This window comes from Aequorivita vladivostokensis (assembly GCF_000952855.1).
GTDB lineage: Bacteria > Bacteroidota > Bacteroidia > Flavobacteriales > Flavobacteriaceae > Aequorivita > Aequorivita vladivostokensis.
This window is the reverse complement of the sequence record NZ_JSVU01000010.1, coordinates 47,876-72,614: the sequence shown is the minus strand read 5'-3', so window position 1 is coordinate 72,614 and position 24,739 is coordinate 47,876. Positions and strand designations below refer to the sequence as shown.

At 41.9% G+C, this 24,739-nt stretch carries 23 protein-coding genes; 9 read left to right on the top strand and 14 right to left on the bottom strand.

Going from position 1 to position 24,739, the window contains the following annotated elements; translation table 11 throughout:
* Positions 1-6 precede the first annotated feature (6 nt).
* Together MB09_RS13660 and MB09_RS13655 are read right to left on the bottom strand one after the other, a co-directional pair.
* Positions 7-588 carry a class I SAM-dependent methyltransferase gene (locus MB09_RS13660; protein WP_045081482.1) on the bottom strand — a complete coding sequence of 194 codons (582 nt, stop codon included), beginning with the start codon at positions 586-588 and terminating at the stop codon, positions 7-9.
* Positions 585-1,658 (bottom strand): glycosyltransferase family 9 protein, encoded by a 1,074-nt coding sequence (locus MB09_RS13655; protein WP_045081481.1) that lies wholly within the window; start codon positions 1,656-1,658, stop codon positions 585-587. The genes MB09_RS13660 and MB09_RS13655 overlap by 4 nt, the downstream gene beginning before the upstream one ends.
* Before the next feature lie 48 nt (positions 1,659-1,706).
* On the opposite strand from MB09_RS13655, the gene MB09_RS13650 reads away from it, so the two are divergent.
* Positions 1,707-2,456: a lipopolysaccharide kinase InaA family protein gene (locus MB09_RS13650; protein ID WP_045081511.1), complete on the top strand. Its 750-nt coding sequence runs from the start codon at positions 1,707-1,709 to the stop codon at positions 2,454-2,456.
* Positions 2,457-2,620: 164 nt separating this feature from the next.
* Entirely contained in the window at positions 2,621-4,507 is a 1,887-nt protein-coding gene (locus MB09_RS13645) for a vWA domain-containing protein (protein WP_045081480.1), read from the top strand.
* Between the two features lie 69 nt (positions 4,508-4,576).
* On the opposite strand, the gene MB09_RS15635 is transcribed toward MB09_RS13645, so the two are convergent.
* The 4 genes from MB09_RS15635 to MB09_RS13625 form a co-directional block, all read right to left on the bottom strand.
* Positions 4,577-7,003 (bottom strand): T9SS type B sorting domain-containing protein, encoded by a 2,427-nt coding sequence (locus MB09_RS15635; protein WP_052671405.1) that lies wholly within the window; start codon positions 7,001-7,003, stop codon positions 4,577-4,579.
* 105 nt (positions 7,004-7,108) lie between these two features.
* Positions 7,109-7,945, bottom strand: a complete 837-nt coding sequence (locus tag MB09_RS13635; protein WP_045081479.1) for an ABC transporter permease — start codon at positions 7,943-7,945, stop codon at positions 7,109-7,111.
* 7 nt (positions 7,946-7,952) lie between these two features.
* On the bottom strand, positions 7,953-8,849 hold the full coding sequence (locus tag MB09_RS13630; RefSeq protein ID WP_045081478.1) for an ABC transporter ATP-binding protein: 897 nt from the start codon (positions 8,847-8,849) through the stop codon (positions 7,953-7,955).
* Between the two features lie 171 nt (positions 8,850-9,020).
* Positions 9,021-9,605, bottom strand: coding sequence for a hypothetical protein (locus MB09_RS13625; protein ID WP_131459927.1), 585 nt, complete (start codon positions 9,603-9,605; stop codon positions 9,021-9,023).
* 258 nt (positions 9,606-9,863) lie between these two features.
* On the opposite strand from MB09_RS13625, the gene MB09_RS13620 reads away from it, so the two are divergent.
* Positions 9,864-10,796 (top strand): peptidylprolyl isomerase, encoded by a 933-nt coding sequence (locus MB09_RS13620; RefSeq protein WP_045081509.1) that lies wholly within the window; start codon positions 9,864-9,866, stop codon positions 10,794-10,796.
* A 61-nt stretch (positions 10,797-10,857) separates the two neighbouring features.
* Here the strand turns inward: MB09_RS13620 and MB09_RS13615 are convergent, their stop codons facing one another.
* Positions 10,858-11,415, bottom strand: a complete 558-nt coding sequence (locus tag MB09_RS13615) for a thioredoxin family protein (RefSeq protein ID WP_045081508.1) — start codon at positions 11,413-11,415, stop codon at positions 10,858-10,860.
* A gap of 224 nt (positions 11,416-11,639) precedes the next feature.
* Here MB09_RS13615 and MB09_RS13610 point away from each other — a divergent pair, with 224 nt between their 5' ends.
* From MB09_RS13610 to MB09_RS13600, 3 genes are read left to right on the top strand one after another with little or no spacing between them, the layout of a single operon-like run.
* Positions 11,640-11,951: a hypothetical protein gene (locus MB09_RS13610; protein ID WP_045081476.1), complete on the top strand. Its 312-nt coding sequence runs from the start codon at positions 11,640-11,642 to the stop codon at positions 11,949-11,951.
* Positions 11,941-12,279 carry a tRNA-binding protein gene (locus tag MB09_RS13605; protein WP_045081475.1) on the top strand — a complete coding sequence of 113 codons (339 nt, stop codon included), beginning with the start codon at positions 11,941-11,943 and terminating at the stop codon, positions 12,277-12,279. The genes MB09_RS13610 and MB09_RS13605 overlap by 11 nt, the downstream gene beginning before the upstream one ends.
* Before the next feature lie 45 nt (positions 12,280-12,324).
* Entirely contained in the window at positions 12,325-12,831 is a 507-nt protein-coding gene (locus MB09_RS13600) for a DUF6265 family protein (RefSeq protein WP_045081474.1), read from the top strand.
* Between the two features lie 37 nt (positions 12,832-12,868).
* On the opposite strand, the gene MB09_RS13595 is transcribed toward MB09_RS13600, so the two are convergent.
* The 7 genes from MB09_RS13595 to MB09_RS13565 form a co-directional block, all read right to left on the bottom strand.
* The gene (locus tag MB09_RS13595) at positions 12,869-13,831 is read right to left on the bottom strand and encodes a cation diffusion facilitator family transporter (RefSeq protein WP_045081473.1); all 963 of its coding nucleotides are present in this window, start codon (positions 13,829-13,831) and stop codon (positions 12,869-12,871) included.
* Positions 13,828-14,250: a hypothetical protein gene (locus MB09_RS13590; protein WP_045081472.1), complete on the bottom strand. Its 423-nt coding sequence runs from the start codon at positions 14,248-14,250 to the stop codon at positions 13,828-13,830. The genes MB09_RS13595 and MB09_RS13590 overlap by 4 nt, the downstream gene beginning before the upstream one ends.
* Positions 14,251-14,329: 79 nt before the next feature.
* Entirely contained in the window at positions 14,330-15,946 is a 1,617-nt protein-coding gene (locus MB09_RS13585) for a SulP family inorganic anion transporter (RefSeq protein WP_045081471.1), read from the bottom strand.
* Between the two features lie 77 nt (positions 15,947-16,023).
* Positions 16,024-17,901 carry a mechanosensitive ion channel family protein gene (locus MB09_RS13580; protein WP_045081470.1) on the bottom strand — a complete coding sequence of 626 codons (1,878 nt, stop codon included), beginning with the start codon at positions 17,899-17,901 and terminating at the stop codon, positions 16,024-16,026.
* 41 nt (positions 17,902-17,942) lie between these two features.
* Positions 17,943-19,538 carry a phytoene desaturase family protein gene (locus tag MB09_RS13575; protein WP_045081469.1) on the bottom strand — a complete coding sequence of 532 codons (1,596 nt, stop codon included), beginning with the start codon at positions 19,536-19,538 and terminating at the stop codon, positions 17,943-17,945.
* Between the two features lie 117 nt (positions 19,539-19,655).
* The gene (locus MB09_RS13570) at positions 19,656-20,051 is read right to left on the bottom strand and encodes a PUR family DNA/RNA-binding protein (protein WP_045081468.1); all 396 of its coding nucleotides are present in this window, start codon (positions 20,049-20,051) and stop codon (positions 19,656-19,658) included.
* Between the two features lie 66 nt (positions 20,052-20,117).
* Positions 20,118-21,875, bottom strand: a complete 1,758-nt coding sequence (locus MB09_RS13565; protein WP_045081467.1) for an ABC transporter ATP-binding protein — start codon at positions 21,873-21,875, stop codon at positions 20,118-20,120.
* Between the two features lie 184 nt (positions 21,876-22,059).
* On the opposite strand from MB09_RS13565, the gene MB09_RS13560 reads away from it, so the two are divergent.
* The 3 genes from MB09_RS13560 to MB09_RS13550 all read left to right on the top strand — a co-directional run bounded on the left by MB09_RS13560 (position 22,060) and on the right by MB09_RS13550 (position 24,724).
* Complete coding sequence (locus MB09_RS13560) at positions 22,060-23,157, top strand: Leu/Phe/Val dehydrogenase (RefSeq protein ID WP_045081466.1); 1,098 nt, start codon at positions 22,060-22,062, stop codon at positions 23,155-23,157.
* An 85-nt stretch (positions 23,158-23,242) separates the two neighbouring features.
* Complete coding sequence (nusB, locus tag MB09_RS13555) at positions 23,243-24,187, top strand: transcription antitermination factor NusB (RefSeq protein ID WP_045081465.1); 945 nt, start codon at positions 23,243-23,245, stop codon at positions 24,185-24,187.
* Between the two features lie 54 nt (positions 24,188-24,241).
* The gene (locus tag MB09_RS13550) at positions 24,242-24,724 is read left to right on the top strand and encodes a DUF1573 domain-containing protein (protein WP_045081464.1); all 483 of its coding nucleotides are present in this window, start codon (positions 24,242-24,244) and stop codon (positions 24,722-24,724) included.
* Positions 24,725-24,739: the final 15 nt, after the last annotated feature.

Genomic DNA, 24,739 nt, shown 5'->3' with positions numbered 1-24,739 from the left:
AACTGTTTAATTCTTTTTGTAAACTCCAATTTTCCAATAACGAAGTTCTTCATCGGTTTTAACCGTTGTAAAATCAAGTTCCTTTAGCCTTTTATCTTCTTTAAAATATTCCCAGCAACCGTGGCCTTCGCGATAAATGGAGGTTATAATAATTCCCCCGTCAGTTAGTTTTGACAACATCCGGTCAAGTACATTTTGCTTTTCGGTTTCGTGAATGTAGTAAAATGCTTCATTGAAAACGATTACATCAAAATCCTGTTGCGGTTGAAATTTTACGGCATCGGCAGCGAGAAATTCGGCTTTAGGCAAATTCTTTTCACTTGCAATTTTTATGGATTCCTTTGAAAAATCCAATCCTAAAAAATAGGAGTAATCTTCGGGACTCATTCGTTCCGTAAGCAAACCATCGCCACAACCAATATCTAAAATACTCGGGCTTTTAGGTGAAAAACGGTTTATATATTCAATGATTTTTTGGTAGCGCAATGCTTCCTTTTCGCTACGCAGGCTTTGCCACCGTCCTTTTTTATATTGTCGGTTCCATCGTTGCTTTCTTCGCCAGTTATGAAATTTGTCCAGTAAATTCAAGTGCCGTGGTTGTTAAGATGATGCGCCAAAAACGGCTTTAATTTTTCAAAAATCATTTCGGGGGTCAATTGTTTGTAAAGTGAATGTGGGTCTTGCTCAATTCGCCTTCGTTCCTCTAAAGTAAAACTGCTGAAAAGATCGGGCTTTTCTTCCAATAAATGAATTGAATCGTGATGGTCGCCATCCTCAAAACTGCACCAATGCTCTTTGTTTACATAAGGCGAATAGATAGTGAAGGTAGGTTTTTTGAGCGCCTTGGTAATATGAACACTGCCGCCTTCGTTGGAAACCAACAGGTCGCATTGGTTCATCAGTTTGATGAACCCACGGATGGAGTCTTCGTAAATATCGAGGTTTATTTGGTCTTTATTTTGGCACATTTCGTAAACCTTCAGCGCTTCGTCTTTTTGATGGGGAGCATAGTTAAAGAGAATGGTGCCATTGTAATTTGAAGTGATAAAGTCAATTATTTCAACCATATATTCGTAAGGCATCGATTTTTGGGGCGTACTGCCCAAAATGCCCAACATAATAATCGGTTTTTGAAGGGAATCAATCCTGTCGTAATTTTTTTCAGCTTCCGTAAGAAATATTTTTGGAGCGTACTCAGGTTCTTTTAAGTCGAAAACCGAAGCAATCATATTAATTCTATCTTCAATTGCCTTGCCGCAGTTTTTGGAGCGATGTTCCAAAAAACTGATTGGGTGGGTGTAGAATGGAAGTTTCAATTCTTTGTGCGCCCGTTTTAGTCCAATTCTGTATTCCGCGCCAGAAAATAAGCAAATCATTCTACTTTGGAACTTGGAATACGGGTCGAAAATAATATCGTATTTCTCCTTTCTAATCTTCGCAATAGTCTGTAAAAGTTTCGGAAATTTTTTGAGTTCCTTTTCCTTTACTGAAATAATCTTGGCAATATTAGGGTTGTTCTCCAAAACCCCCGTGGTATAATCATAGACAAAATAAGTCACTTCACTTTGCGGGAAGACTTTTTTTATATTGTTGGCAATGACGGAACTAATTAGTACATCGCCAATTCTTTTGTTTTGTATAACGAGAATTTTCTTCATATAGATTACCTTCGCAAAATACCTTTTTTGGTTTTATCTTCTTTCAAAATGCAGGAAAATTTTGTTATTCACCCAGATTATTCCCAAATGGCCGCAAAGCTAAGCGATGTGCTCCATAATTTTTTCAAAACAGGTGAATACGTGACCAAGGGCGAACGCAATATTATTAAAACCGTGCAGCTCGAAGGCCGTTCCCTAAATATAAAAAAGTTTAAAACTCCCAACGCCTTTCAGTCGCTCGTGTATCAATATCTGCGGAAAAGCAAGGCCCGGCGCTCTTTTGAATACGCTACAAAATTAATTGGCTTTGGAATAAAAACGCCCTTTCCCGTGGCGTATTTGGAATTTTTTTCGGGCGGATTAAAGGAGAGTTTCTACGTAAGCGAACAGATTAACTACGATTTTGATTTTCGGGAATTGATACATAATCCCCGATTTAAAAAGCGTAACGAAATTTTAAGGCAGTTTACCCAATTCACTTTTAAGTTGCACGAAAACGACGTAAATTTTTTAGACCATTCCCCGGGAAATACCTTGATAATGGACAACGGCAACGACAATTACGATTTCTATTTAATTGATTTGAACCGAATGCGTTTTGAGGAAATGACTTTTGAAAAGCGCATGCGTAACTTCCGCAGGTTGTGGCTTTCAAAAACAATGGTGAAAATAATGGCGGCCGAATACGCGAAACTTTACGGTAAAAGTTACGAAGAAACGCACGCCCTAATGCTGAAACACAGCAGGGCATTTCAGAAAAAAATAAACAGCAAAAAGCTGCGAAGACGAAAGCGATAACAATTTTTCGCAACTCTGTAAAAACTGGTTTTTTTACATTTTCTACATTTCAATTGTCCGTAAAAGATACTTCCCTCATCCAAAAAGCCAGTTGGCTCATTCCTTATTTTATAGTGCGATTGCGTATGGTAGTTTTACTTCAAGTTTAACACAAAAACCATATTATGAAGACACTTTTCACATTTTTAGCAGTAGCGTTGTTGGGGCTCCAACTGAACGCACAGACCGTTACCATCAGCGGTACGGTAACCGATGACACACAGCTTCCGTTGCCGGGAGCGAACGTAATAATTAAGGGAACAAGCACCGGCACCCAGACGGATTTTGATGGCCGCTATACTATTGAGGCCCAGATTGGGCAGATTCTGACTTATTCGTATGTGGGTTTCGACACCAAGGAAGTAAAGATTAAAAAGGCTGGGGAAATTAACGTATCCCTTAGTGCCGCTGCGGTTTTGGAAGAAGTTGTGGTTACTGGATACGGCGCGACCCGAGAGAAAAAATCCTTGGGGTATTCCGTTACTTCAAAAAATAATAGGTCAGTTGATAAAATGCTTCAAGGCAAAGCCAAGGGTGTTCAGATAAATGGCAATGTTGGGCAGGCTCCATCTGTGGTTATGCGCGGAACTACTTCCAATTCAAACCTTGTTTCCGAAAACGAATCTTACGGCCGAATCGAGGAAAACATCTTTAAGAGCGTTACCACCGCACCGCTTTCCACATTTTCAATAGACGTTGATAAAGCGGGCTACAGCAACATTCGCCGGATGCTCAACAATGGGCAGAAAGTGCCGGAAGACGCTGTAAAGATTGAGGAAATGGTAAACTATTTTGCCTATGACTATCCACAACCCAAAGGCGATGACCCTTTTTCGATTACCGCAGATGTGGTTAATTCCCCTTGGAATGCCGATGCCAAGTTGGTCCGAATCGGTTTAAAAGGAAAAGATATTTCTTGGGAAAAGGTGCCGCCATCAAACTTGGTGTTCCTATTGGATGTTTCCGGCTCGATGGATTCGCCAAACAAATTGACTTTGCTAAAATCGGCACTGAATGTTTTGGTGGACAAATTGCGCGAAAAGGACAAAGTGGCCATCGTGGTCTATGCCGGCGCAGCGGGCTTGGTGCTGCCACCAACTTCGGGAGCGGAGAAGGCTATCATTCGCCAAGCTATTGACAATCTGAGTGCAGGCGGTTCTACGGCTGGCGGGGCTGGCATTGAATTGGCTTATAAAATTGCAACAGAAAATTTCAGCAAAGGAGGTAACAATCGCGTAATTCTTGCAACAGATGGCGATTTTAATGTTGGCAATTCCAGCGACCGTTCCATGGAAAATTTAATTGAAGAAAAGCGCAAAAGCGGCGTATTCCTAACCTGTTTAGGTTTCGGAATGGGGAATTACAAAGACAGCAAACTGGAAACCCTAGCTGACAAAGGCAATGGAAATCACGCTTATATCGATACGATGCAAGAAGCGCAGAAAGTGCTGGGTACAGAGTTTTTCGGCACGCTTTACACAATTGCAAAAGATGTGAAAATTCAGGTGGAATTCAACCCTGCAAAAGTACAGGCTTACCGTTTAATTGGCTACGAAAACCGTTTGCTGAACGATGAGGATTTTAAAGACGATACCAAAGATGCAGGCGAATTGGGAAGCGGCCACACTGTGACAGCTTTATATGAAATAATCCCAGTTGGAATAAAAAGTAAGTATTTGAAAGATATCGATAATTTGAAATACACAAAACAGATTACAGGAAATTATACAGATGAAATGCTAACGGTGAAATTCCGCTACAAAGAACCTGATGGCGATGTAAGCAAGCTGATTGTAAAAACTGTGAAAGATGAAAACAGCGCTATAGAAAGTGCTTCGGAAGATTTAAAATTTTCAGCTGCGGTGGCGCTCTTCGGGATGCAGCTTCGAAATTCGGAGTTTATTAACACCAAAAAGAAGGCAGACGTAATCGCTTTGGCTGAAGCGGGCAAAGGAACTGATAAAGACGGCTACCGTGCCGAGTTTATCCGCTTGGTAAAAAGCAGTAAATAATTCTAAACTACAAATTTGTGAGGTGGTTTGGTTTTTTTGGGGAAAGGGCGCGCGAGCGCTCTTTCTTTTTTAATAATTCACATAAACCCAGCCAATAAAAGCCTCGGGATATTTGGGGTCGTTCAAAACCAAAACGTAATAATACGTACCCACGGGAACGACGCTTCCGGTAAACAGTAATCCTTCCGTGGCCACCCCATCCCAAAAACCATCGGCGTTGTGGGCGGTGTGGATTAAATTGCCTTCGCGGGAGTAAATATTCAACTCAAAGTTTTCGTATATGTTCAATAGATTGCTTATCTCAAAAACATCATTAATGCCATCGCCATTGGGCGAAAAGCCTTGGGGGATAAAAGGCGCGCAATTTTCAGTAGTCAATAAAAAGGCAGCTGTGGCAAAACAGATTTCGTTTTCCAGCCGTACATAAATTGTCTGTGGATCCGAGCCGTTTTGGTATTCCGTTGGGTTACTGATGGGATTGCTGTTTTCCGAAGCATTTTCAAGCGATGTGAAATACTGAACCACATCATCGGGTCCCGTCCTAATCAATTCATCCTGTTGGGTCAAGTCGAAAATCGCCGTGTCAAAACCCGTGTCGCACTCCAATAAATCCGGCAAACTGGGGATTGGCGGGATGCTTTCAAAAGAAATGGTTTGCGTAAAACTGTTATTATCTTCCCTAAGTTCTTCAACTGCACCATTGCCGTTGCCGTCATCGTCCACCACAGCGGTGATTGAAAATGTGTTTGGTAAATTATCGGGAAGCAGCAATTCCACTTCGCCATTTTCACTGCCGTCAATGGGGATTTCCTGCTGTGTTTGGGAAAGTGCGAGCAACACACCTTCCGCATAAAACGCCACCGAAGTATTGGCCGGCAAAGGCCCCGTGGCCTCCAAATTATAAACGGTAAACGGAAGCAATAATGCCCTATCGCGGCAAGCGGACACTTCCGGAATGGCAATAGTAGCGTCGGGCAGCGGGCAGGGGAGTACTTCCACCGTAAAACTATCAATCAAAAAACAGTCTGGATTGGAAACCCGGATGTAAATGGTCTGCGGATTTTCGGTGTTCTGAAAATTTTCTGGGTTGGCGATTGGGTTTACATTATTCTGTGCATCCGCTTCCGAAAGGTGAAAACTCAATTCATAAATAGGGTCTATTTGTGAAGTGGCTTCGGTTAAATCGAAATACTCCTCACCAAAAACATCGCAGGTTTCCAGATTGCGCAGTCCCGTGATTACAGGGTTTAACAATAAATGAATAGGCGCTTCGTCTTCGTTATTGTCTTCGTTGGTTTCATTGACAATTCCAGTGCCGTTGCCGGTATCGTCCACTACCGCTTTCAGAATAAAATCAGCTTCAATACTGTTGGGAACCGTGAACGTAATGCTTCCGTTTTCCTGTCCGTCAATGGGAATTACGGCCACGGTTGCACTTTGGGCCACCAGCGTTTCATCTGCATAAAAAGCGATGGGCGTTCCTGCCGGAAGCACGTCGGTGCTGTTGAGGTTGTAAACCGTGTAATCCAGCGTTAGTTCGCGATTGCCGCATTCGGTACCGCCGATAATATTGTCTATGGAAATGGTGGCATCGGGCAATTCCGTGTTTAAAACGGTAATAATATTGTTAACCATCACAAAATCCTGGCCGCTGGTAAGTTGGATGTTGGCCGAAGTATCGCCCGGGTTTATAAAATTTGAAATAGGATACACGTCAATATCCATATTGTAAAGCACATCGCTACCGGTAAAACTGTTGGTACCGTTAAAGGCGTTGTCGGGAGGATTCAGGGGTAGATTGCTGAGGATATTGCCGTTAAAGCGAAGGGTTTCATTAACCGAAATCCCACTATCGCCTTCCCAAGCCAAAAAACCAACTTTTGCGCCTTGGGTGTCGAGTACCATGAGGTTGTCCAATGTAATATCCAAAGTCTGATTCTGGCTGGAAACACTCTCCAGGCCGTCAAAAACATTTACTTGGTTGTTGGGTAGGGAAGCGTCTTCATAAATCACCGTAACCGCCCAGCCCCCAAAGTTGGTACCAGAACCTGGCGGACTGCAATATGCGGGAATCACTAGGGTAAGGTCCAAATCGGAAAGCGTATAGTTGCCGTTGCCCGTGGTTTGAACCTGCTGGGTAACATCGGCAAAGGCCGCAAAGTAGATATAATCTTGGCCTCCACTGTTAAAAGTTAGGTTAAAGGTACGTTCCGCGGCAATGGGCACTTGGTTAAAAGTAACGTCGAAATGGCCCGGCCCCGAACCGGCCCAATATAGATAGGCTGCCACCACTTCCTGGTTTGGCTGTAGTTGAAAATCGGCGCTGCTGCTTGTGAGGATGAAGCACTGTCCGCCTTGGCCGTTTTCCTCAACGTTTAATGTGTTCCCAAAGGCCGTGTAATCGTAACGCCCATTGAATTGCTGATAAAGCGAAATTTCCTGTGAAAAAACTTCAGTGAAAAAGAATAAGCAGATTATGGTAAAAATATATTTCAAAAAAGAGTTTCTGTGGATTGTCTGCTAAATATAGCAAAAAGGAGGTAATAAACCCCATAAACTTTTACACCACTACACTCACGAACCTATCGGCCCACCAACTTTTTACAAGTCTCTCTTCTTCAAAATAGCATAGGACCAGTAGATAAAAAGGGCTGTCCACACCAATACAATGAGTACATTCAACCAACTTACGCCATAATCTTTGTTGAAATTTTCGCCCAATTGGTTTGCGGCAGATTGAATCGCGCCCAAACGGCTTAGCGGTTCCTTGATGAGGTTTGCCATGGCATTCAGCGGAAAGAATAGCGAAATGTTATCGGCTATTTCGGTGTCTTTAAAAAATTGCCATTTCATCAAGCCATACAGCAGCCATTCAATAACCTGCCATACAATTAAGAACCCGAGCGCAAAGGCAGAACGTTTCACCAAAACACCTAGAAAAAGACAGAAGGAGAAAAAGGCTACTAGCTTTATAAAATAGGCCGCAATGTATTCCATATCGCTAAAAATGATGCCTATTTCATTGTAATCCGAAAAAGCCAGCCCAAGGATAAGGGATACCAAAAAAATAAAAACGGTGGAAATTACGGCGAAAAGCAATACCGTTAAAAACTTTGAAAGCACAAACTCTTTCTTGCTCAACCCATCAATTAAATTCTGTTTTAGGGTACGGTAACTGTACTCGTTGCTCATCATGGACACAATCACGATAGCTAAAAACAATTTGAGAATTGCCGCCACATACGTATTGAAATGCCAGATATACGGAAAATTGAAAATTCCTTGGTCCGCCACCCGAAAGTGGAAGTCACCAAAATTGAATTCGATGGAAGCAATCAAGGCGATGAAAGTGATAAGCACAAAATAAATAATGGAAATAACCTTTGCCGAACGGTTATAGCGCAGTTTTTGGAGTTCTATATTTAATAATCGTAGCATTGGGAGGTTAGTTTTGTTTGGTAAGTTCAAGGAATTGTTCTTCAAGGCTTTCCTTACGTTTCACAAGATGGCTCAGCGTGATGCCTTTTTCAAAAAGCAGTTTGTTCACTTCCGAGGCGTCCATTGGATTGTTGAGGTAAGCGATGATAAAATCGCCCTCGCGTTTTACGGTTCCAAAGGCCGTATTTCCTTCCAAAGCTTTTTGCAGCGCTTCCATATCATTGCTCTGCATGGTTAAAAAACCGTGGCTGGCGTTCATCCCGTCCACACTGCCGGAATAGAGACTTACCCCTTTCCGAAGAATTACCACGTGCGTACAAACTTTTTCAACCTCGTCCAATAAATGTGAAGCCAACAAAATAGTTGTTCCCTGGGAAGCAATTACTTTTATAATTTCCCGAATTTGGTGGATACCCTGTGGGTCCAAGCCGTTTGTGGGTTCGTCGAGAATCAGTATTTCGGGGTCGTTTAGCAGTGCCGAAGCGATTGCCAAACGTTGTTTCATTCCCAGGGAAAAAGTACTGAACTTGCTGTCCATTCTATCCAAAAGTCCTACGAGCTTTAGTTTTTCAGAAATCTTTTCTTCCGAAACTTCCTTTATTTTACACACCAATTGCAGGTTTTGCACGGCGGTCATATACGGGTAAAAGTTGGGGCGCTCAATGATGGCGCCCACTTTTTTTAAGGCATTGTGCGTATCGATGTTGCCATCAAACCATTTAAAGTTGCCACTGGTTTTGTTTACCACATTCAGCACGATGCCTAGGGTAGTGCTTTTGCCGCTACCGTTGGGGCCGAGGATGCCGTACACGTTGCCTTTTTCAATGGAAAAGGAAAGATTATCCACGGCAGTTAGCGCGCCAAATTTTTTGGTGAGGTTGTTTATGGTGAGAATGTTTTCCACGGAATTGTTTTAGGTCCCGATAGCTAACGGGAGGTTGTTTGTATGACGAATGGGTTGGGGAATTGTTACAAATGTGTTGAAATAGGGATGAGGTATGAGGAATTAGGGATGGAATGCCTTCTTTGGGTATTCCTTAAGTTGTTTTTTTGCTCGGTTCTTTGTTGCCAGTAGTTATTCTTTCACGTTTAGGAAATCAATTCCATAAATTAATTCTACTTCGTCTTTGTTTTTTTCTTCGGTAAGCATATGAAAATGATTTAAATATCGGGTTCTGTAAATTGATATTAACTTACCCTTTTTGTATAACTCAAATTCATAGGCTCCTACTGATAAAATATTTTTCTTCCTCTCCGGATAAAATTGTCTGATGTATTTTAAAGTCCCGTTTTCTATTTCTATTCCGCCACGACTTATAACTTTATCATTCAGTTCTCTTTGTTCGAAACCATAATAATAGTTCCCATCAATATCGAAAGTATAAGTTCGATAAATAATTGTGTCAGATTTTTTCTTAATCCACTCAATGTTATAGCCGAATTTAAAATGGTCAATTTCTGCTTTTGTTTCTATTTTGTTCAATTTCCAATTCGAAGAGAAATCGGAGTCAAATTTTCGGATATGTTTTATTATTCGCAACGTGTCTCTTTTCTCAAGCAGCTTTTCAAATTCAATTCCGCTTTTGGTATGAGGAATATCAATTTGAGAGTAAGAACTCAAAAATATTGTTGAAAATATTATTGCGAGGATGTTCTTCATAATTACTGGCAACTTGTTTATATCCCCAACACTATTGGGCTTATACCGCTAATATAGTTGGCTATACCCAAGTTTTAATATTTTTATATGGTGTATTTCCCAAATATACAAATTTACCCTTTCCAAAATCCTTCTATATACTTCTCAAATCCCAAATCCCTCATACCTAATCCCTCTTTCAAAAACTTCCAACTTCCTATTTCCAATTTCATAAATCGTATTTCCGTACCTTTGCATTTCAATTTAAAAAACGAAAAAATGCAAGACGGAATCTACGCAAAAATAACGACGGAAAAAGGAGAAATCCTTATAAAACTTACGCACGACAAAACCCCGGGAACGGTGGGAAACTTTGTGGCTTTGGCTGAAGGAAACTTGGAAAATTCAGCAAAACCACAGGGAACGCCTTATTACGACGGTTTGAAATTTCACCGTGTAATCCCAGATTTTATGATTCAGGGCGGCGATCCAAAGGGTACAGGTTCCGGTGGGCCGGGTTACGCTTTTGAGGATGAGTTCCATCAAGACCTTCGCCACGATACTCCGGGCGTGCTTTCCATGGCAAACGCCGGGCCAGCGAGCAATGGCAGCCAGTTTTTTATAACGCACGTTGCTACGCCGTGGTTGGACAACAAGCACACCGTTTTTGGAAATGTAGTGGAAGGGCAGGATGTTGTGGATAGCATTGCGCAGGGCGATACGATGCAAAAAGTAGAAATCATCCGCGTAGGCGAGGAAGCCAAAAACTGGAACGCCGTGGAAGCTTTCAGAAAATTTACGGGCGAAAGGGAACAGCGAATTGCCGCAAAAAAAGCAAAAGAGGAAGCGGAGCTTAAAAAAGTTTCAGAAGGTTTTGACAGGACTGATAGCGGTCTGCTTTACAAAATAATCCAAAAAGGAAACGGTAAAAAAGCTGAAAAGGGAAAAACAGTTTCCGTGCATTACAAAGGCGCTTTAACTGATGGAACCGAGTTTGATTCATCATACAAAAGAAAACAACCCATCGACTTTCAACTGGGCGTTGGGCAAGTAATAGCTGGGTGGGATGAAGGCATCCAATTATTGCAAGTAGGCGATAAGGCCCGTTTTGTAATTCCTTCGCATCTTGCCTATGGCGAGCGCGGCGCTGGCGGGGTTATTCCTCCAAGTGCTACTCTGATTTTTGATGTGGAATTGATGGACGTGAAGTAGTGATTCGGGATTCGGGATTTGTGAATTCGAACCCCGGATCCCCAATTAACGAATCCCGAATTTATTCCTTCCACTTAATATTGCACCCAATGCTCGGTTTTTGGTCCCTCCGTTGCGGGTTGTTGTTTAGGATATTATCCAGTGCTTCCCGGAGGTCTCTACCGTTTACGGGAATACCATTCCCGGGACGGCTGTTGTCCAATTGGCCTCTGTAAACCAGTTTCAGTTCATCATCAAAAAGATAGAAATCGGGCGTGCAGGCAGCATCGTAAGCCTTTGCTACCTCTTGGGTTTCATCATATAAATACTGAAAGGGATAATTGTGCCTGCGCGCAGTTCGCCACATTTCGGCAGGGGAATCCTCGGGATATTTGATAACATCGTTGCTGTTTATGCCTACAAATCCAAAACCGGTTACCCGGTAATCGTTGCAAATACGCACCAGTTCGTCATTTACATGTTTCACAAACGGGCAGTGGTTGCAGATAAACATCACTACCGTGCCCTTTTCGCCGCGCACGTCCTTTAAGGAAACGGCATTGTTGGTTACTGCGTCAATCAATGTAAAATCGGGGGCTTGGGTTCCCAATGGAAGCATTTTGGATTCTGTTCTGGCCATTTTTTCTTTTCTGTAGTGGTGTGAAAATATTTTTAAAGTTACGATTTTGTGAATTCTCTCGCAAAGGCGCAAAGGCGCAAAGTTTTTTTTATTTTGAATAATAATATGGGCGCGCGATAAATCGCGAGCCTACGGACTTACTGCGTACTGATTTTCCTAAAGAAACTATAAAACTTTGCGGTTGCAAATTATCTCCTTTAACTTTAAAATCTAAACCAACAATTATGAAAAACTCATATTCATCACTATCCGTGGCCATTGAAGATTTGCAAAAGCACGGTTTTACAGAAGATTTTAATCTAGTGGGCGAAGGCATAGAATCCAAAAACCTTAAAAAGCAATGGAAAGCCGGCGAATTGGACGTGGTAAAATTCTATCGTTTTGAAGGAATGACCAATCCCGGCGACAACACCATTCTTTACTTAATAGAAACAAACGATGGCATTAAAGGCTTATTGGTTGATGCCTATGGCGCTGACCAAGGTGAAGTTTCACCAGAAATGATTCAGAAGTTAAAGTTGCATCATGACGAATAATTTGTCTTGGTCTGATTTTGAAAAGGTTGAAATGCGCGTGGGAACCGTGATTGAAGCCCATGATTTTCCCGAGGCCCGAAACCCTTCCTACCAACTTTTAATAGATTTTGGAAGTGAAATAGGCCAGCGGAAAACTTCTGCCCAGCTTACTTCACTTTACAAAAAAGAGGAATTGATTGGAAAGCAGGTGGTTGCAGTTGTAAATTTTCCGAAGAAACAGATAGCCAACTTTATGAGCGAATGCCTCGTTTTGGGCGCTGTGGAGGGTAAAGATGTAACGCTCTTGCAGCCCGGAAAAGAAGTACGGAATGGTCTAAGAATTCTATGATTAATTGTTTTTTGTGATACCTTCGCCAAAACAAAGCTGTCAATTATGAAGAAACTCCTTTTATTTTTAGCCCTTCAATTATTTTTAAATTCCTGTAAAAACAATTCCGAAGAAAAATCCAAAACTGAAATTACTTCCGGTAAGTTTGAGCAAATTGAACAATTGCAGTGGCTTTTGGGAACTTGGGTAAACCAGAACGGGAAGGAATATTCCCAAGAAACCTGGTCGCAGGAAAACGACAGTACCTTTACCGCCTATAGTTTTGTGGAGATGAATAAAAAGGAAATAGTTTTTGCAGAAACCATGGCGCTTGAGAAAAAAGGCGGGGACGTGATATTGACTGTAGCCTCAGCATCGGAAAATGGTGCGAAGCCGGTGAGTTTTAAAATGGTTTCCCAAGAAAACGGACAGGTTATTTTTGAAAATAAGAACCACGATTTCCCAGAAAGAATAGTTTATACAAATCCTGCGAAAGATTCACTACATGCGTGGATTGAAGGCACTGTGAACGGTCAGCCGAAAAAGATGGACTTTCATTTTTCGAGACAGTAAAAATTTCAAAAAGAGGAATTCAATATTTCGTCGGAACTCAGGAATCTTTTTCTGAATAGTCCTTAATTTGCTCCACGGGCATCATGGTTACATCATAAATTTTCCAATGGAACTCATATAGTTTTTCCAACCCTTCCTCAATGGCTTTGGAAACGTTGGTTCCGGGTTTTACAATAAGCTGCACATCGCCAAAATATACTTGCCCTTCCTCGCGGAAACGCACTTTGGCATCTTTAACCCAATCCCACGATTTTATGGAGTTTTCTACCTTATCTACCAATTCATCGGGTTTGTCGTCTTTAATATGCAACGGTTTTCGGTCCATCAAATCTCCTACGGCATCCTTTAAATTGGTATAACCATCCTTTAAAACGGAGAAGGAAATGAACAGGGCTGCGCTGGCATCTGCCCACCACCAACCCATACCAAGGCCAAGAATACCGGCCATTGCCGCAAAGCCGGTCATATAATCGGCTTTCTGTGCATTGGCATCCGTAAATAGAATTTTGTTGTGGAGTTTCTTTGCCAAAGGCAACTTTTTGTATCCCAAATACATTGCGGGAAGGGAGCTATAGACTAGTACTGCTATCATAATCCAACCCATCCAAATCTGCTTGCCGAATAACATCATGCTGCCAATGGTGGGATGTTCAGCTTTAATCAGGGTAATTGTCGAATCTACCAAAAGAAAAAGACCCATTCCAAAAAGGGCGACGCTCCCCGTCAAAAAAGCGATACTAAATACACGATGAAACCCATATTGATATTTTTTTGTGGGTTTTCTATTGTATATGCGGGAAGCAATCAAAAACGAGATAGCCGGAATCATACTCAGTGCATCCTCCAGCCACGCGGTTTTCATGGCTTGCGAAGAGCCCATTACCAAATACATAAGTATAACTACCGTTGCCAAATAAACTAGAGTAATCCACTCCAGTTTTTTGGCTTTATTTAGCTTCTCCTTTAAATTGTCGGGAAGTTCAAAAGATTCTACTCTCATTGCTTTTTATGTTTGTGGATGAAATTTTCAAGATGAAATAACAGCCGATTTTCACCACGGGGAATAAAAAAAACGTGGATGGAATCGTAGGGTTTGGTCATTCCCACCTTGCTTTTCCAATTGGATTTTTTTTTGAAACCGCCCAAAACGACATCCAGTTGATACTTTTCGAGTTTTTTTACGAGTTCCGTTTCATTGTCTGTTATGAATTGGGTCTGCATATTTTCCTGCTCGGCAAAATTCTGTATGAGATTCTTTTCAAAGGAAGTTTGGATGGAATCTGTTTTTGAAACCACGCCAACGCGCAAGAAAGATTTTTTTGCCTTTTCGTATGAATTTTTTGGGTCTTTAGGGAAATTGCAGGCGCTAAAGAAAAAGACACACAGCAGTAAAATCCCGAAACGTAGAAATTTCAGCATCGTATTTTCTTATAAATTTATAAAGAACCTTAAAAAGGCATTTATAAATTTATGCTAAAATGCAGGAACCAACCGCAAATTATACTTCCGCATCCAAAGTATCCGTCACCACATAATACCTTGGATCCTCGATGGAATCTTCAATAATGGTATCAAATTCAGGATTCCACTTTAATAGTAAAGCCTTGCAATCTGGACTGAGATGCGTCAACTTGATTTGCTTTCCGCTATCGAGATATTTATTGGCAATGTTGCGGACAGCTTCCACTCCCGAGTGGTCCGAGATTTTGGATTCTATAAAGTCAACTTCAATGGAATCGGGGTCGCCGGATACATCAAATTTACTATTGAAAGCTGTAGTGGATCCAAAGAATAAAGGACCCCAGATTTCGTACACCTTTGTGCCGTCCTCTTTAATACGCTTTCGGGCGCGAATTCTTGTGGCGCTTTTCCAAGCAAAAACCAGCGCGCTCATAATTACGCCTACAAATACGGCTATTGCCAAATCCTGCCAAACGGTTACTGCAGAAACGGTAATCAAAACGATGGCATCGGAAAGGGGAATTTTATGCAAAATACGAAAACTGCTCCACGCAAAAGTGCCAATTACCACCATAAACATGACGCCCACCAAAGCAGCGATTGGGATTTGCTCAATTAATGGAGCTCCAAAAAGCACGAAACACAACAGTGCAATGGCCGCCGTTGCTCCAGAAAGCCTTCCGCGACCGCCAGAGCTCACGTTGATAATGGATTGCCCAATCATGGCACAACCGCCCATCCCACCGAAAAGTCCGTTTAGTATGTTCGCCCCGCCTTGGGCCACACACTCGCGATTGCCGCTGCCCCGGGTTTCGGTCATTTCATCAATTAAATTCAGCGTCATCAACGATTCAATCAAACCAACCGCTGCCAATAAAAATGCTGTGGAAAGTATCAAGTCCCAATGGCCGGTAAGGGTATCGATAAACGTAAAAATCTGGGTCTGGAAAACGGGCAGGGAACCTTTTAAACCGCTTCCGCCGCCGTCGCGAATAAAGGAGCCAACGGTGCTCACGTCAAGATTTCCGAAGATGGTTATACACGCCACGATAATAATGGCGATTAAGGCGGCCGGAAGTTTTTTGGTAAGTTTCGGCAAGCCGAACATAATGCCCATCGTTAGCCCGACCAATGCCAGCATCACCCACAAATCCGGTCCTGTAAGCCATTGTGGCACGGTGCCACGGCTTTCCTTAAATAGCCCTAATTGCGAAAGAAAAATTACAATTGCCAATCCGTTTACAAACCCCATCATTACAGGATGTGGAATGAGCCGAACAAATTTTCCCAATCTAAAAACCCCGGCCATAATTTGAATGGCGCCCACAAAAAGAAGCGTGATAAAAAGCCACTGCAAGCCTAAGTATTCCACGGGTTCAGCCAAGGATAGGCCTACTTCGTTTCCTTTTTGGATTAAATGGACCATCACTACCGCCATTGCGCCCGTGGCTCCGGAAATCATTCCCGGACGACCCCCGAAGAGGGCGGTTACTATTCCCATAATAAAGGCGCCGTAAAGCCCTACTAAGGGGTCAATGCCCGCAACAAAGGCAAAGGCAACAGCCTCGGGCACCAAAGCCAAGGCTACGGTAAGGCCAGAAAGTATATCGTTTTTTGGGTTTTGTGTGAAGGATAAAAGGTATTTTGCAAGCATTTGGTTTTTTTTAAAGGCGGCAAATATACGGTTTTCAAAATAGACGAGCCTTTCTATTGTTCAGTGGAAGAAAGTAGTTACGCTCCGTCTGTTTTTTTTGTCTTCACATTAAAACTGGGCGCTTTATAATCCTTCGGTCTATAGCTTGAGGGAATGGTGGTCTCATTGCCATCGCGTGCGGCACGATAATGCGGAGACATAATCTCAATACCACGCTCGTTAAAAACATCCTGAATATTTTGATGGAGTACCGAATAAATAAGACCCTGTCTATTTGCTTCGCGTACGTGGGCGTGAATTTCATAGGCTACATAAAAATCATCCAGACTGGTCTGAAAAACAAAAGGGGAGGGTTCCTTTAAAACAAGCTCGGTCCGTAGGGCAGCATCTATTAAAGCGGTATGTACATCCTGCCACGGAACGTCGTAACCAATGGTAACCGTGCTATGTATTATTAGCCCTTTTTCCTGTGCGTCACTGCTGTAGTTTATGGTATGGCTGTTCATAACAGTGGAATTTGGAATGGAGATAATTTCGTTGAAAGGAGTTCTAATACGAGTTACCAGAACTGATTTCTCAATCACGTCGCCCGATACATCGCCAATTTTCACCCTGTCGCCAATTGTAAAAAGACGCATATAGGTCAAAATCAAGCCAGCGATAATGTTGGACAATGAACCTGCCGAGCCGAAGGTAAACAGAAAACCCAAAAACACGGAAACCCCTTGAAATACGGGAGAATCACTTCCGGGTAAATAGGGGAATAAAACAACGAACATAAAGGCAATCAGCAGAATTCGTACTATTTGATAGGTAGGTTCCGCCCAATCGGGATAAAAACCGTTGATTTGAAGATTGCCGCGGGCTATTTCGTCCTTTAAGAAACGTATTCCCCGTTGAATATATCTGAAAACCAAGACAATTACAATTATCGTAATAAGATTGGGCAGGTAATTCCAAAACGACGTCAATATGCCTTTTACCGGATTGAGAATGTAACCGATAAGGGTGCCGGCAAAATGCTCGGTCCAAGGAAATATGCCAAATAGAATGGGAAGCGCAATGTATATAGCCGTAATTATGACAATCCATTTCAGAATTCGGTTCAGTATTAAGAGAGCGTTTATCTGTCTTTTGGCATCAAACAGGGTGTAATTTTTTATTTGCACTCCTTTGATTCTTTTGTCTTCCTGCAGTTCAATTTTTATTGCCGTCCAAGCAAAAAACTTTGAAATATACTTGACCAGAGCGGCAATAATCAGCAATACCAAAATTGCCAGCCCTATTTTTTTAGCAAGGTTGAAAAAGTTGGTTTCATCCTTATATTTTAAAACGGCCGCACTTATTTTATCCTTGTATTCTTTGGCCAGGGCCTCTTTTGTGGTGTCGTTCCACAAGGCATCGTTCTCAATAAGCGTCATTATGGTTTGATCGCCAAAAACGATATCCAACTCGTTTTCAGACTTTTGGATTTCAAGGGACGTTTCATCAAAATTGAGATTATCGGTAAGCTTGTCTATACGCCTGTTTATAGCTTCTGCCCGGTCCTTGGGTGAAAAACTGCCCAATTTTGAGTAAAGCACGAATAGGGTATCGTTGAAAAATCCAAAAACCGGAAAGCCTTTGGTAACCTTTTTTAAAGAGTCAATTTTTATCTTTTTGTCTTCAAGCCGTCTTATTTCCTTTTCATTCAGGGCAATAAGCTGTGCCTGCAACTCTTCTTTTTTAAGGTTGTCCGTGGTTTTTAGGGCACTCAGTTCGGCCTCAAGCTCACTTTTTTTGATGGAATCGGCTACTCGCTGGCGTTCTATCTCAGCCAAGCGTTTGTTATAGTTTTCCAATAGCACGATATTCAGAGAATCCGCTTTTACCGAGGTAGTGTCTTCTTGGGAAAAACCAAAAGATGCGGAGAAAGCAATTGCCAGAATAGCCAGACCAATTTTTAAGCGTTCCATAGGCTGAAATTTTGGGCTAAAAGTAATTAAAAACTAATTGATTATTGCCTGCTTTTAATTTCCCGAAAAATTTTCCACGAACCAAACTTCAAAATGGCGGTTGCGCACAACAAACCGGAAAGCATCGCGCCCGCCACACCAACTAAGGTAATATCCTGGCCTGCTAAGAAAAGGCCTTTTATTTTAGTTTTCGGTCTTAAAAATGGAAGCGCAAATCGTTCTGGCGAATGTGCCAAACCGTAAATTTCGCCACTTTTATAATTGGTGAAATTTTCGGTGGAAAGCGGGGTTGAAACTTCGGAAGCCACAATGGTTCCTTCAATCTGTGGAAAAAACTTGTAGAGCACCTTAAGCATTTCGGTTTCAAAATTCTTTTTTAGTTGAAGGTATTCCTCGCCGCGTTTCATCCAGTTTGAATCTTTATAATCTTCAAACCAATCCATATTTCCCACGGAAATTGCTTGGATTGTCGCCGTCCCCGGATTTTGGGTTTCCCAATTGGGGTCTTTTGCGGAAGGAAAGGAGATGTATGCAAAATTTTCCGGCGCATTTTCCAAAGTAGCTTTGTCAAAAATTGCGTCAATGCCGTCGTGTTTGTAATACCAAAGATTGTGTTTCGGAAGGTTGAGGGCCTCGCTTGATTTGTTCAGCCCAAGATATAAACAGATGTGGGCGCTGGCAGGTTGCACATTTTTTAGATTGAAATTGCAAACATTTCTGTCAGTTTCAGAAAGCAAATGATTGAAGGTGTTGTTTACGCCCACATTGCTTATCACGCTTTGGCAGGGAATAAATTTTTCGCCAAGCTCGATTCCTTTTACCTTATGGTTTTCGGTAACGATTTTGGTGACATCGGCGTTTATAAAAATTTTGCCGCCGTGCGCTGTAAAGACTTCCAAAGTTTTTTCACAAATTTGGTCGGCGCCGCCGATAGGGTAGTAGCCGCCTTCCAAAAAATGTCCAATCACCATCGCATGTGCCGCAAAACTGCTATTTTTTGGCGACAGTCCGTAATTGCCACATTGGGCGCAGAGTACGGCAATCAACCGCTCGTTTTTGGTGAGTTCGTTCAAAACCTCCCAAGTGGTTTTTTGGGAAAATCTGGCATATCGTTTTCTGAAAATCCAACCGACCGATTTACTGAACCACGGCTCAAAAATTTTTTCGAAGAAGAAGGCACCGCCGCGCTTGTTTGTTTTTTCAATCAGGGAAAGATAGCTGTCAATTGCCATTTCCTCTTTGGGAAAATAGGCGAGAAATTGTTTTCTGAAATTTTCCTTTCCGGCTTTAAAAAGATATTCCGTGCCATCAATATTTGCCACATCGTACACTTCGCCCATCGTTTCCCACTGCAAATTTCCATCCGTCAAAAAGTCGAAAAAACCGCGTAATGAAGACCCTTCTGCCATATTGCCCACGTAATGCACGCCAACATCCCACTGAAAGCCATCCTTGCGTTTAAAGCTGTGTGTGAAACCGCCGGGGACGTAGTGGCGTTCAAAAATTGCCACTTTTTTTCCGGCCTTTGCAAGCCAGGTTGCAACGGTGAGCCCGCCCATTCCGCTTCCAATCACAATATGGTCCAGCCCCGAAAAATCCAGATTTGGTTTGTAGGGTTGGTACAGCTTGTTTACCATAAAAGTAGCTGGGAAAAAGTTTTATTCCTGAAAAATAAGCAAAGTATTTGAGCTTCTGAAATAAAAAACCGGCAGCGGTTTTTGACCGTGCCGGTTCTATTTTTAAAAGTTTGAAACTTATATATCGTCAAATTCAATATCGGTAAAGTTGCTGGTGTCCGGTTGCCCGTTTTCTGAAGCCTTTTCAGCATTGGCCGCAACGTCATCGGTTTCTTTTTTATAATCTTTTTGGTGACGCTCGCTTATAACCTCTTCACCTTTTTCGTCGATTACGTAATTTATCATTTCCTCAAGGTTGTCCTTAAACTCGCTGAAATCCTCTTTGTAAAGATAAATTTTGTGCTTTTTGTAATGGTAGGAACCATCATCATTTGTAAATTTTTTGCTTTCGGTAATGGTAAGGTAGAAATCGCCTGCCTTTGTGGACCTTACGTCAAAAAAATAGGTGCGTCTTCCCGCGCGCATTACTTTTGAAAAAATCTCTTCTTGCTCCATCGTATAGTGGTCACTCATAATTTCTGTTTTTTGCTAACGTTTTGCCAAAAATCCAAAAAAAATCCAAACCAGCCAAAGTAAAATTTACATTTCTTTTTCCAAAAGTTGTTTTGCGTAAAGTTCCTTGTAGTAGCCTTCGCTGTTCACCAATTTATTGTGCGTGCCCTGCTGTATGATTTTTCCGTCTTCCAGCACAATTATTTTATCGGCATTTTTTACCGAAGATATACGGTGGCTCACGATAATCGTGGTTTTGTTTTCTGAAATTTTATGGAGGTTTTGGAGTATTTCTTCTTCAGTTTCCGTATCAACCGCTGACAGGCAATCGTCAAAAAGAAGTATCTGTGGGTCTTTAATAATGGCGCGGGCAATGGAAACGCGTTGTTTTTGGCCGCCGCTCAAGGTAATGCCGCGCTCGCCCAACACGGTGTCGTACCCTTTGGCAAAGCCGATGATGTTTTTATGCACGGCGGCGTTCTTGGCAGCTTCAATCACCTCTTCTTCCGAAGCGTCCTCTTTCCCAAAGCGAATGTTGTTGCGAAGCGTATCGCTGAAAAGAAAAGCATCTTGGGGCACGTAGCCAATGCTATTGCGCAAATCCTCCAAATTTAACTGACGGATGGGCGTATTGTCTATTTTCAGCATCCCTTCCTCCACATCGTAAAGCCTTCCTATCAATTCCAAAATCGTCGATTTTCCCGAACCTGTGTTTCCAACAATCGCCGAAGTTTCACCGGGTTTTACCGTAAAGGAGACATCCTTTAGCGCCGTAATCCCTGTGTCTGGATAGGTAAATGATAAATGGTCGAATTCAATATTTCCCCCAATCGGAGTATTTTCTGCCACCAAATTTTCGATGGAAGGTTCAGTCTCCAAAAATTCGTTGATTCGTTTTTGTGAAGCCTCTGCCTGTTGCACCATGGAAGTAACCCAGCCAACCACGGCAACGGGCCAGGTGAGCATATTCACATATATCAAAAATTCAACAATGGTTCCAAATTCGGCAATCTGGCCGTTTATATAACGAGTTCCGCCTATATAAATTACGAGTATATTGCTAATGCCGATAAGTAAAATCATCAGAGGAAAAAACAGAGCCTGCACCTTTGCGAGGTCTATGTTCTTCACTTTGCTGCCCTCGGCGAGTTCTTCAAAATTGGCGTTGGTACGTGGCTCTATTCCGTAGGCCTTTATTACCGCAATCCCGCTAAAACTTTCCTGTGTGAAGGTGGTGAGTTTTGAAAGATACTGCTGTACAATGGTTGTGCGTTGATTGATAAGCACACTCAACCTATAAATTGCAAGTGAAAGAATAGGCAATGGCGCTATTGCATATAAAGTTAAGATGGGAGCCTTGTAAAACATATAGCTGATTACAACCACGAAAAGCGTTAAGGTAGTAATGCTATACATTAGCGCTGGGCCCACGTACATTCGTACTTTGGAAACGTCCTCGCTTATGCGGTTCATCAAATCGCCCGTGCGGTTTTGTTTGTAAAAGCCGAGGGAAAGTTTTTCGTAATGTTTAAAAATTTCATTCTTAAGGTCATATTCCACGTAGCGGGAAACCACAATAAAGGTCTGCCGCATCATAAATGTGAAAAATGCCGAGAGCAGGGCCGCGCCAAGAAGTAGAAGTATATTTATGAGCAGTTCGTGCTTTACAACGGCAATGTCGGTAATTTCACCATTCATATACTGCTTTACCGCCGTTACGGAATCGCCCACTTTCATAGGGACGACCAATTTAAAAACGGTAGCGATGATAGTTATAAAAACGCCCAAGAGCAGGCGTCCTTTATATTTCAGAAAATATTTATTTAGATATTTTAATTCTTTCATGTACTCTTTTGAGTTATTGGGTTACTGGGCTGTTAATGTGTTCAAGTTTAAATAACCCAATAACTTAGTAACGTATTAACTATTCAAAAATTCTTAATTTAACGACCATTGCTTTGTGGAATTGACAACAATAAGTTACTTTTGCACCGCCATTTTATAGGATGGTTAAAATAATTTAAAAGCTATGGTAACTGAAGTAATTAAAACAAGCGAACTTCATAAAGTTGACCCCGTTTTCGGGCAAATGTCCTTTGACAATCACGAGCAAATCGTTTTTTGCAACGACAAAGATACTGGTTTAAAAGCAATAATTGGTATCCACAATACGGTTTTGGGACCTGCCTTGGGCGGCACCAGAATGTGGAACTATACCAGCGAGTGGGAAGCACTGAACGATGTTTTGCGCCTGTCGCGCGGAATGACCTATAAGAGTGCAATCACTGGCCTAAACTTGGGCGGCGGAAAGGCTGTCTTGATAGGCGATGCGAAAACACAGAAAACCCCGGAATTGATGCTGAAGTTCGGCGAGTTTGTTCACTCCCTTGGCGGAAAATATATTACTGCCGAAGATGTGGGAATGGCAACTTCAGATATGGACTTGGTGCGCACGGTTACGCCATACGTTACCGGAATTTCAGAATCCAAAGGAGGCGCCGGCAATCCTTCCCCGATAACCGCGTATGGTGTTTTTATGGGAATGAAGGCTGCCGCAAAGTATAAATTTGGAAGCGATATCCTGGAAGATAAGGTTATTTATGTGCAGGGAATCGGAAACGTGGGGGAAGCCCTGGTGGAAAACCTGAGCAATGAAGGTGCGAAAGTATATGTTTCAGACATTAACCAAGAACGCTTGGAGGAGGTACGCGATAAATACAGCGTGAATATCTACGGAGGCGACAACATTTATGCGGAAGAAATGGACATCTATGCGCCTTGTGCCTTGGGTGCTACCATTAATGATTTCACCATTAATCAGTTGAACACAAAAATTATAGCAGGTGCCGCAAACAACCAACTTGCCGAAGAGCAAAAGCACGGAAAGATGCTTCGCGAAAAGGGAATAGTTTACGCTCCTGACTTTTTGATTAACGCGGGTGGAATAATAAACGTTTACGCAGAACTTGAAAATTATGACCGAAAGGAAATAATGCGCAAGACGGAAAATATATACAACACCACGCTTGAAATCTTGAAAAAAGCCGATGCCGATAATATTACAACGCATCAAGCGGCATTCAATGTGGCACAGGCCAGAATTGATGCAAGAAAAAACGAAAAATAGGTTTCCATTTTTTTAAAACACTATCTTTGCAGCGCACAGGAATTTTCTTGTGCGTTGTTTCTTTAAACCAGTTCTTTCAAAAAATATGCTTACAAGAAGACATATCCGAGTAAAAGTTTTGCAATCCGTTTACGCCTACAGCCAGCGTGCAAACCCGAATATAGATTCGCAGGAAAAATTTTTGATGCACAGTATAGATCAAATGCAGGATTTATACTTGTTGATGTTGCAGATGCTATTGGCTCTTCGCGAACAAGCGGAAAGTTTTCTTGCCAGATCGCAAAAAAAGCATCTTGCCACTGCTATTGAAAAGAACCCCAGCCGTACTTTTGTTGACAATAAGTTATTGCAGCTTATAGCTTCAAATTCTACCTTCAATGATGTTATAGCGAAAAAGAAGCTAGACTATTGGGCGATGGATAGTGAGTATGTAAGCATTATCTTAAACGAGCTTCGGCAGTTGGAGTGGTATGAAACTTACCTTTCAAAAAAGGAAACCACTTATAAGGAGGATCAGGATTTTATTATAAAGGTGTTTAAGGAGGTGATCGCTCCCAATGACAAACTTTATGAATATTTGGAAGACAAGCGTTTGACGTGGATTGATGATTTCCCATTGGTGAATACCGCCATAGTTAAAATGCTCAATAATCTTTCGGAAAAAAATGCTTCCGAACTCTTGGTGCCGGATCTTTATAAGAATAGCGAAGATCGCGATTACGCCCTGCAACTTTTCAGAAAAGTAATCCTCAATGAGGACAAATTGAACGCCCAGATTGAAGGCAAGACCCCAAACTGGGACCAAGATAGAATTGCCGATATAGATTTAATAATCCTAAAAATGGGCATTGCGGAATTTTTATTCTTTCCGTCCATTCCCGTTAGGGCCACAATTAATGAATATTTGGAAGTTTCCAAAGAATATTCCACTCCTAAAAGCAGCATATTCGTCAACGGTATTTTGGACAAAATAGTTAAGGAATTTGAGGAAAATGGCAAACTTAATAAAATTGGCCGCGGGCTTCAATAAAAGCAAAAAAATACATACTTTTGGCGTGCTAAAAACATAAAAATCTTAATTATCATGAAAAAATCAGTTTTAATAGTAGCAATACTATCTGTTTTTGCCTTTTCTTCTTGTAAAGACAATGCCGCAGACAAAGTAAACGAGGAAAACATAGCCACTGCAGAGGCACGCGATGCCGAATCTGGTAAGTTTCCTGTAATTTCCTTCGAAGAAAGCCAGTTCGACTTTGGAACTATAGACCAAGGTACCAACGTAGAGCACGTATTTAAATTTAAGAACACGGGCGAAGCACCCTTGATGATTGTAAACGCAAAAAGTAGCTGTGGTTGTACCGTACCACAATATCCAAAAGAACCAGTTGCTCCTGGAGAAACAGGTGAATTGTTGGTGAAATTCAACGGTAGCGGACAAAACCAAGTAAGCAAGACCGTAACGCTTACCACAAATACTAAAGCAGGTACCGAAACCTTGACAATCAAAGCGTTCGTAAACCCTAAAAATGGCGCTGCACAAGCACCCGTAAAAACCCCAACTTCCTAATCTTAACTTTTAGGA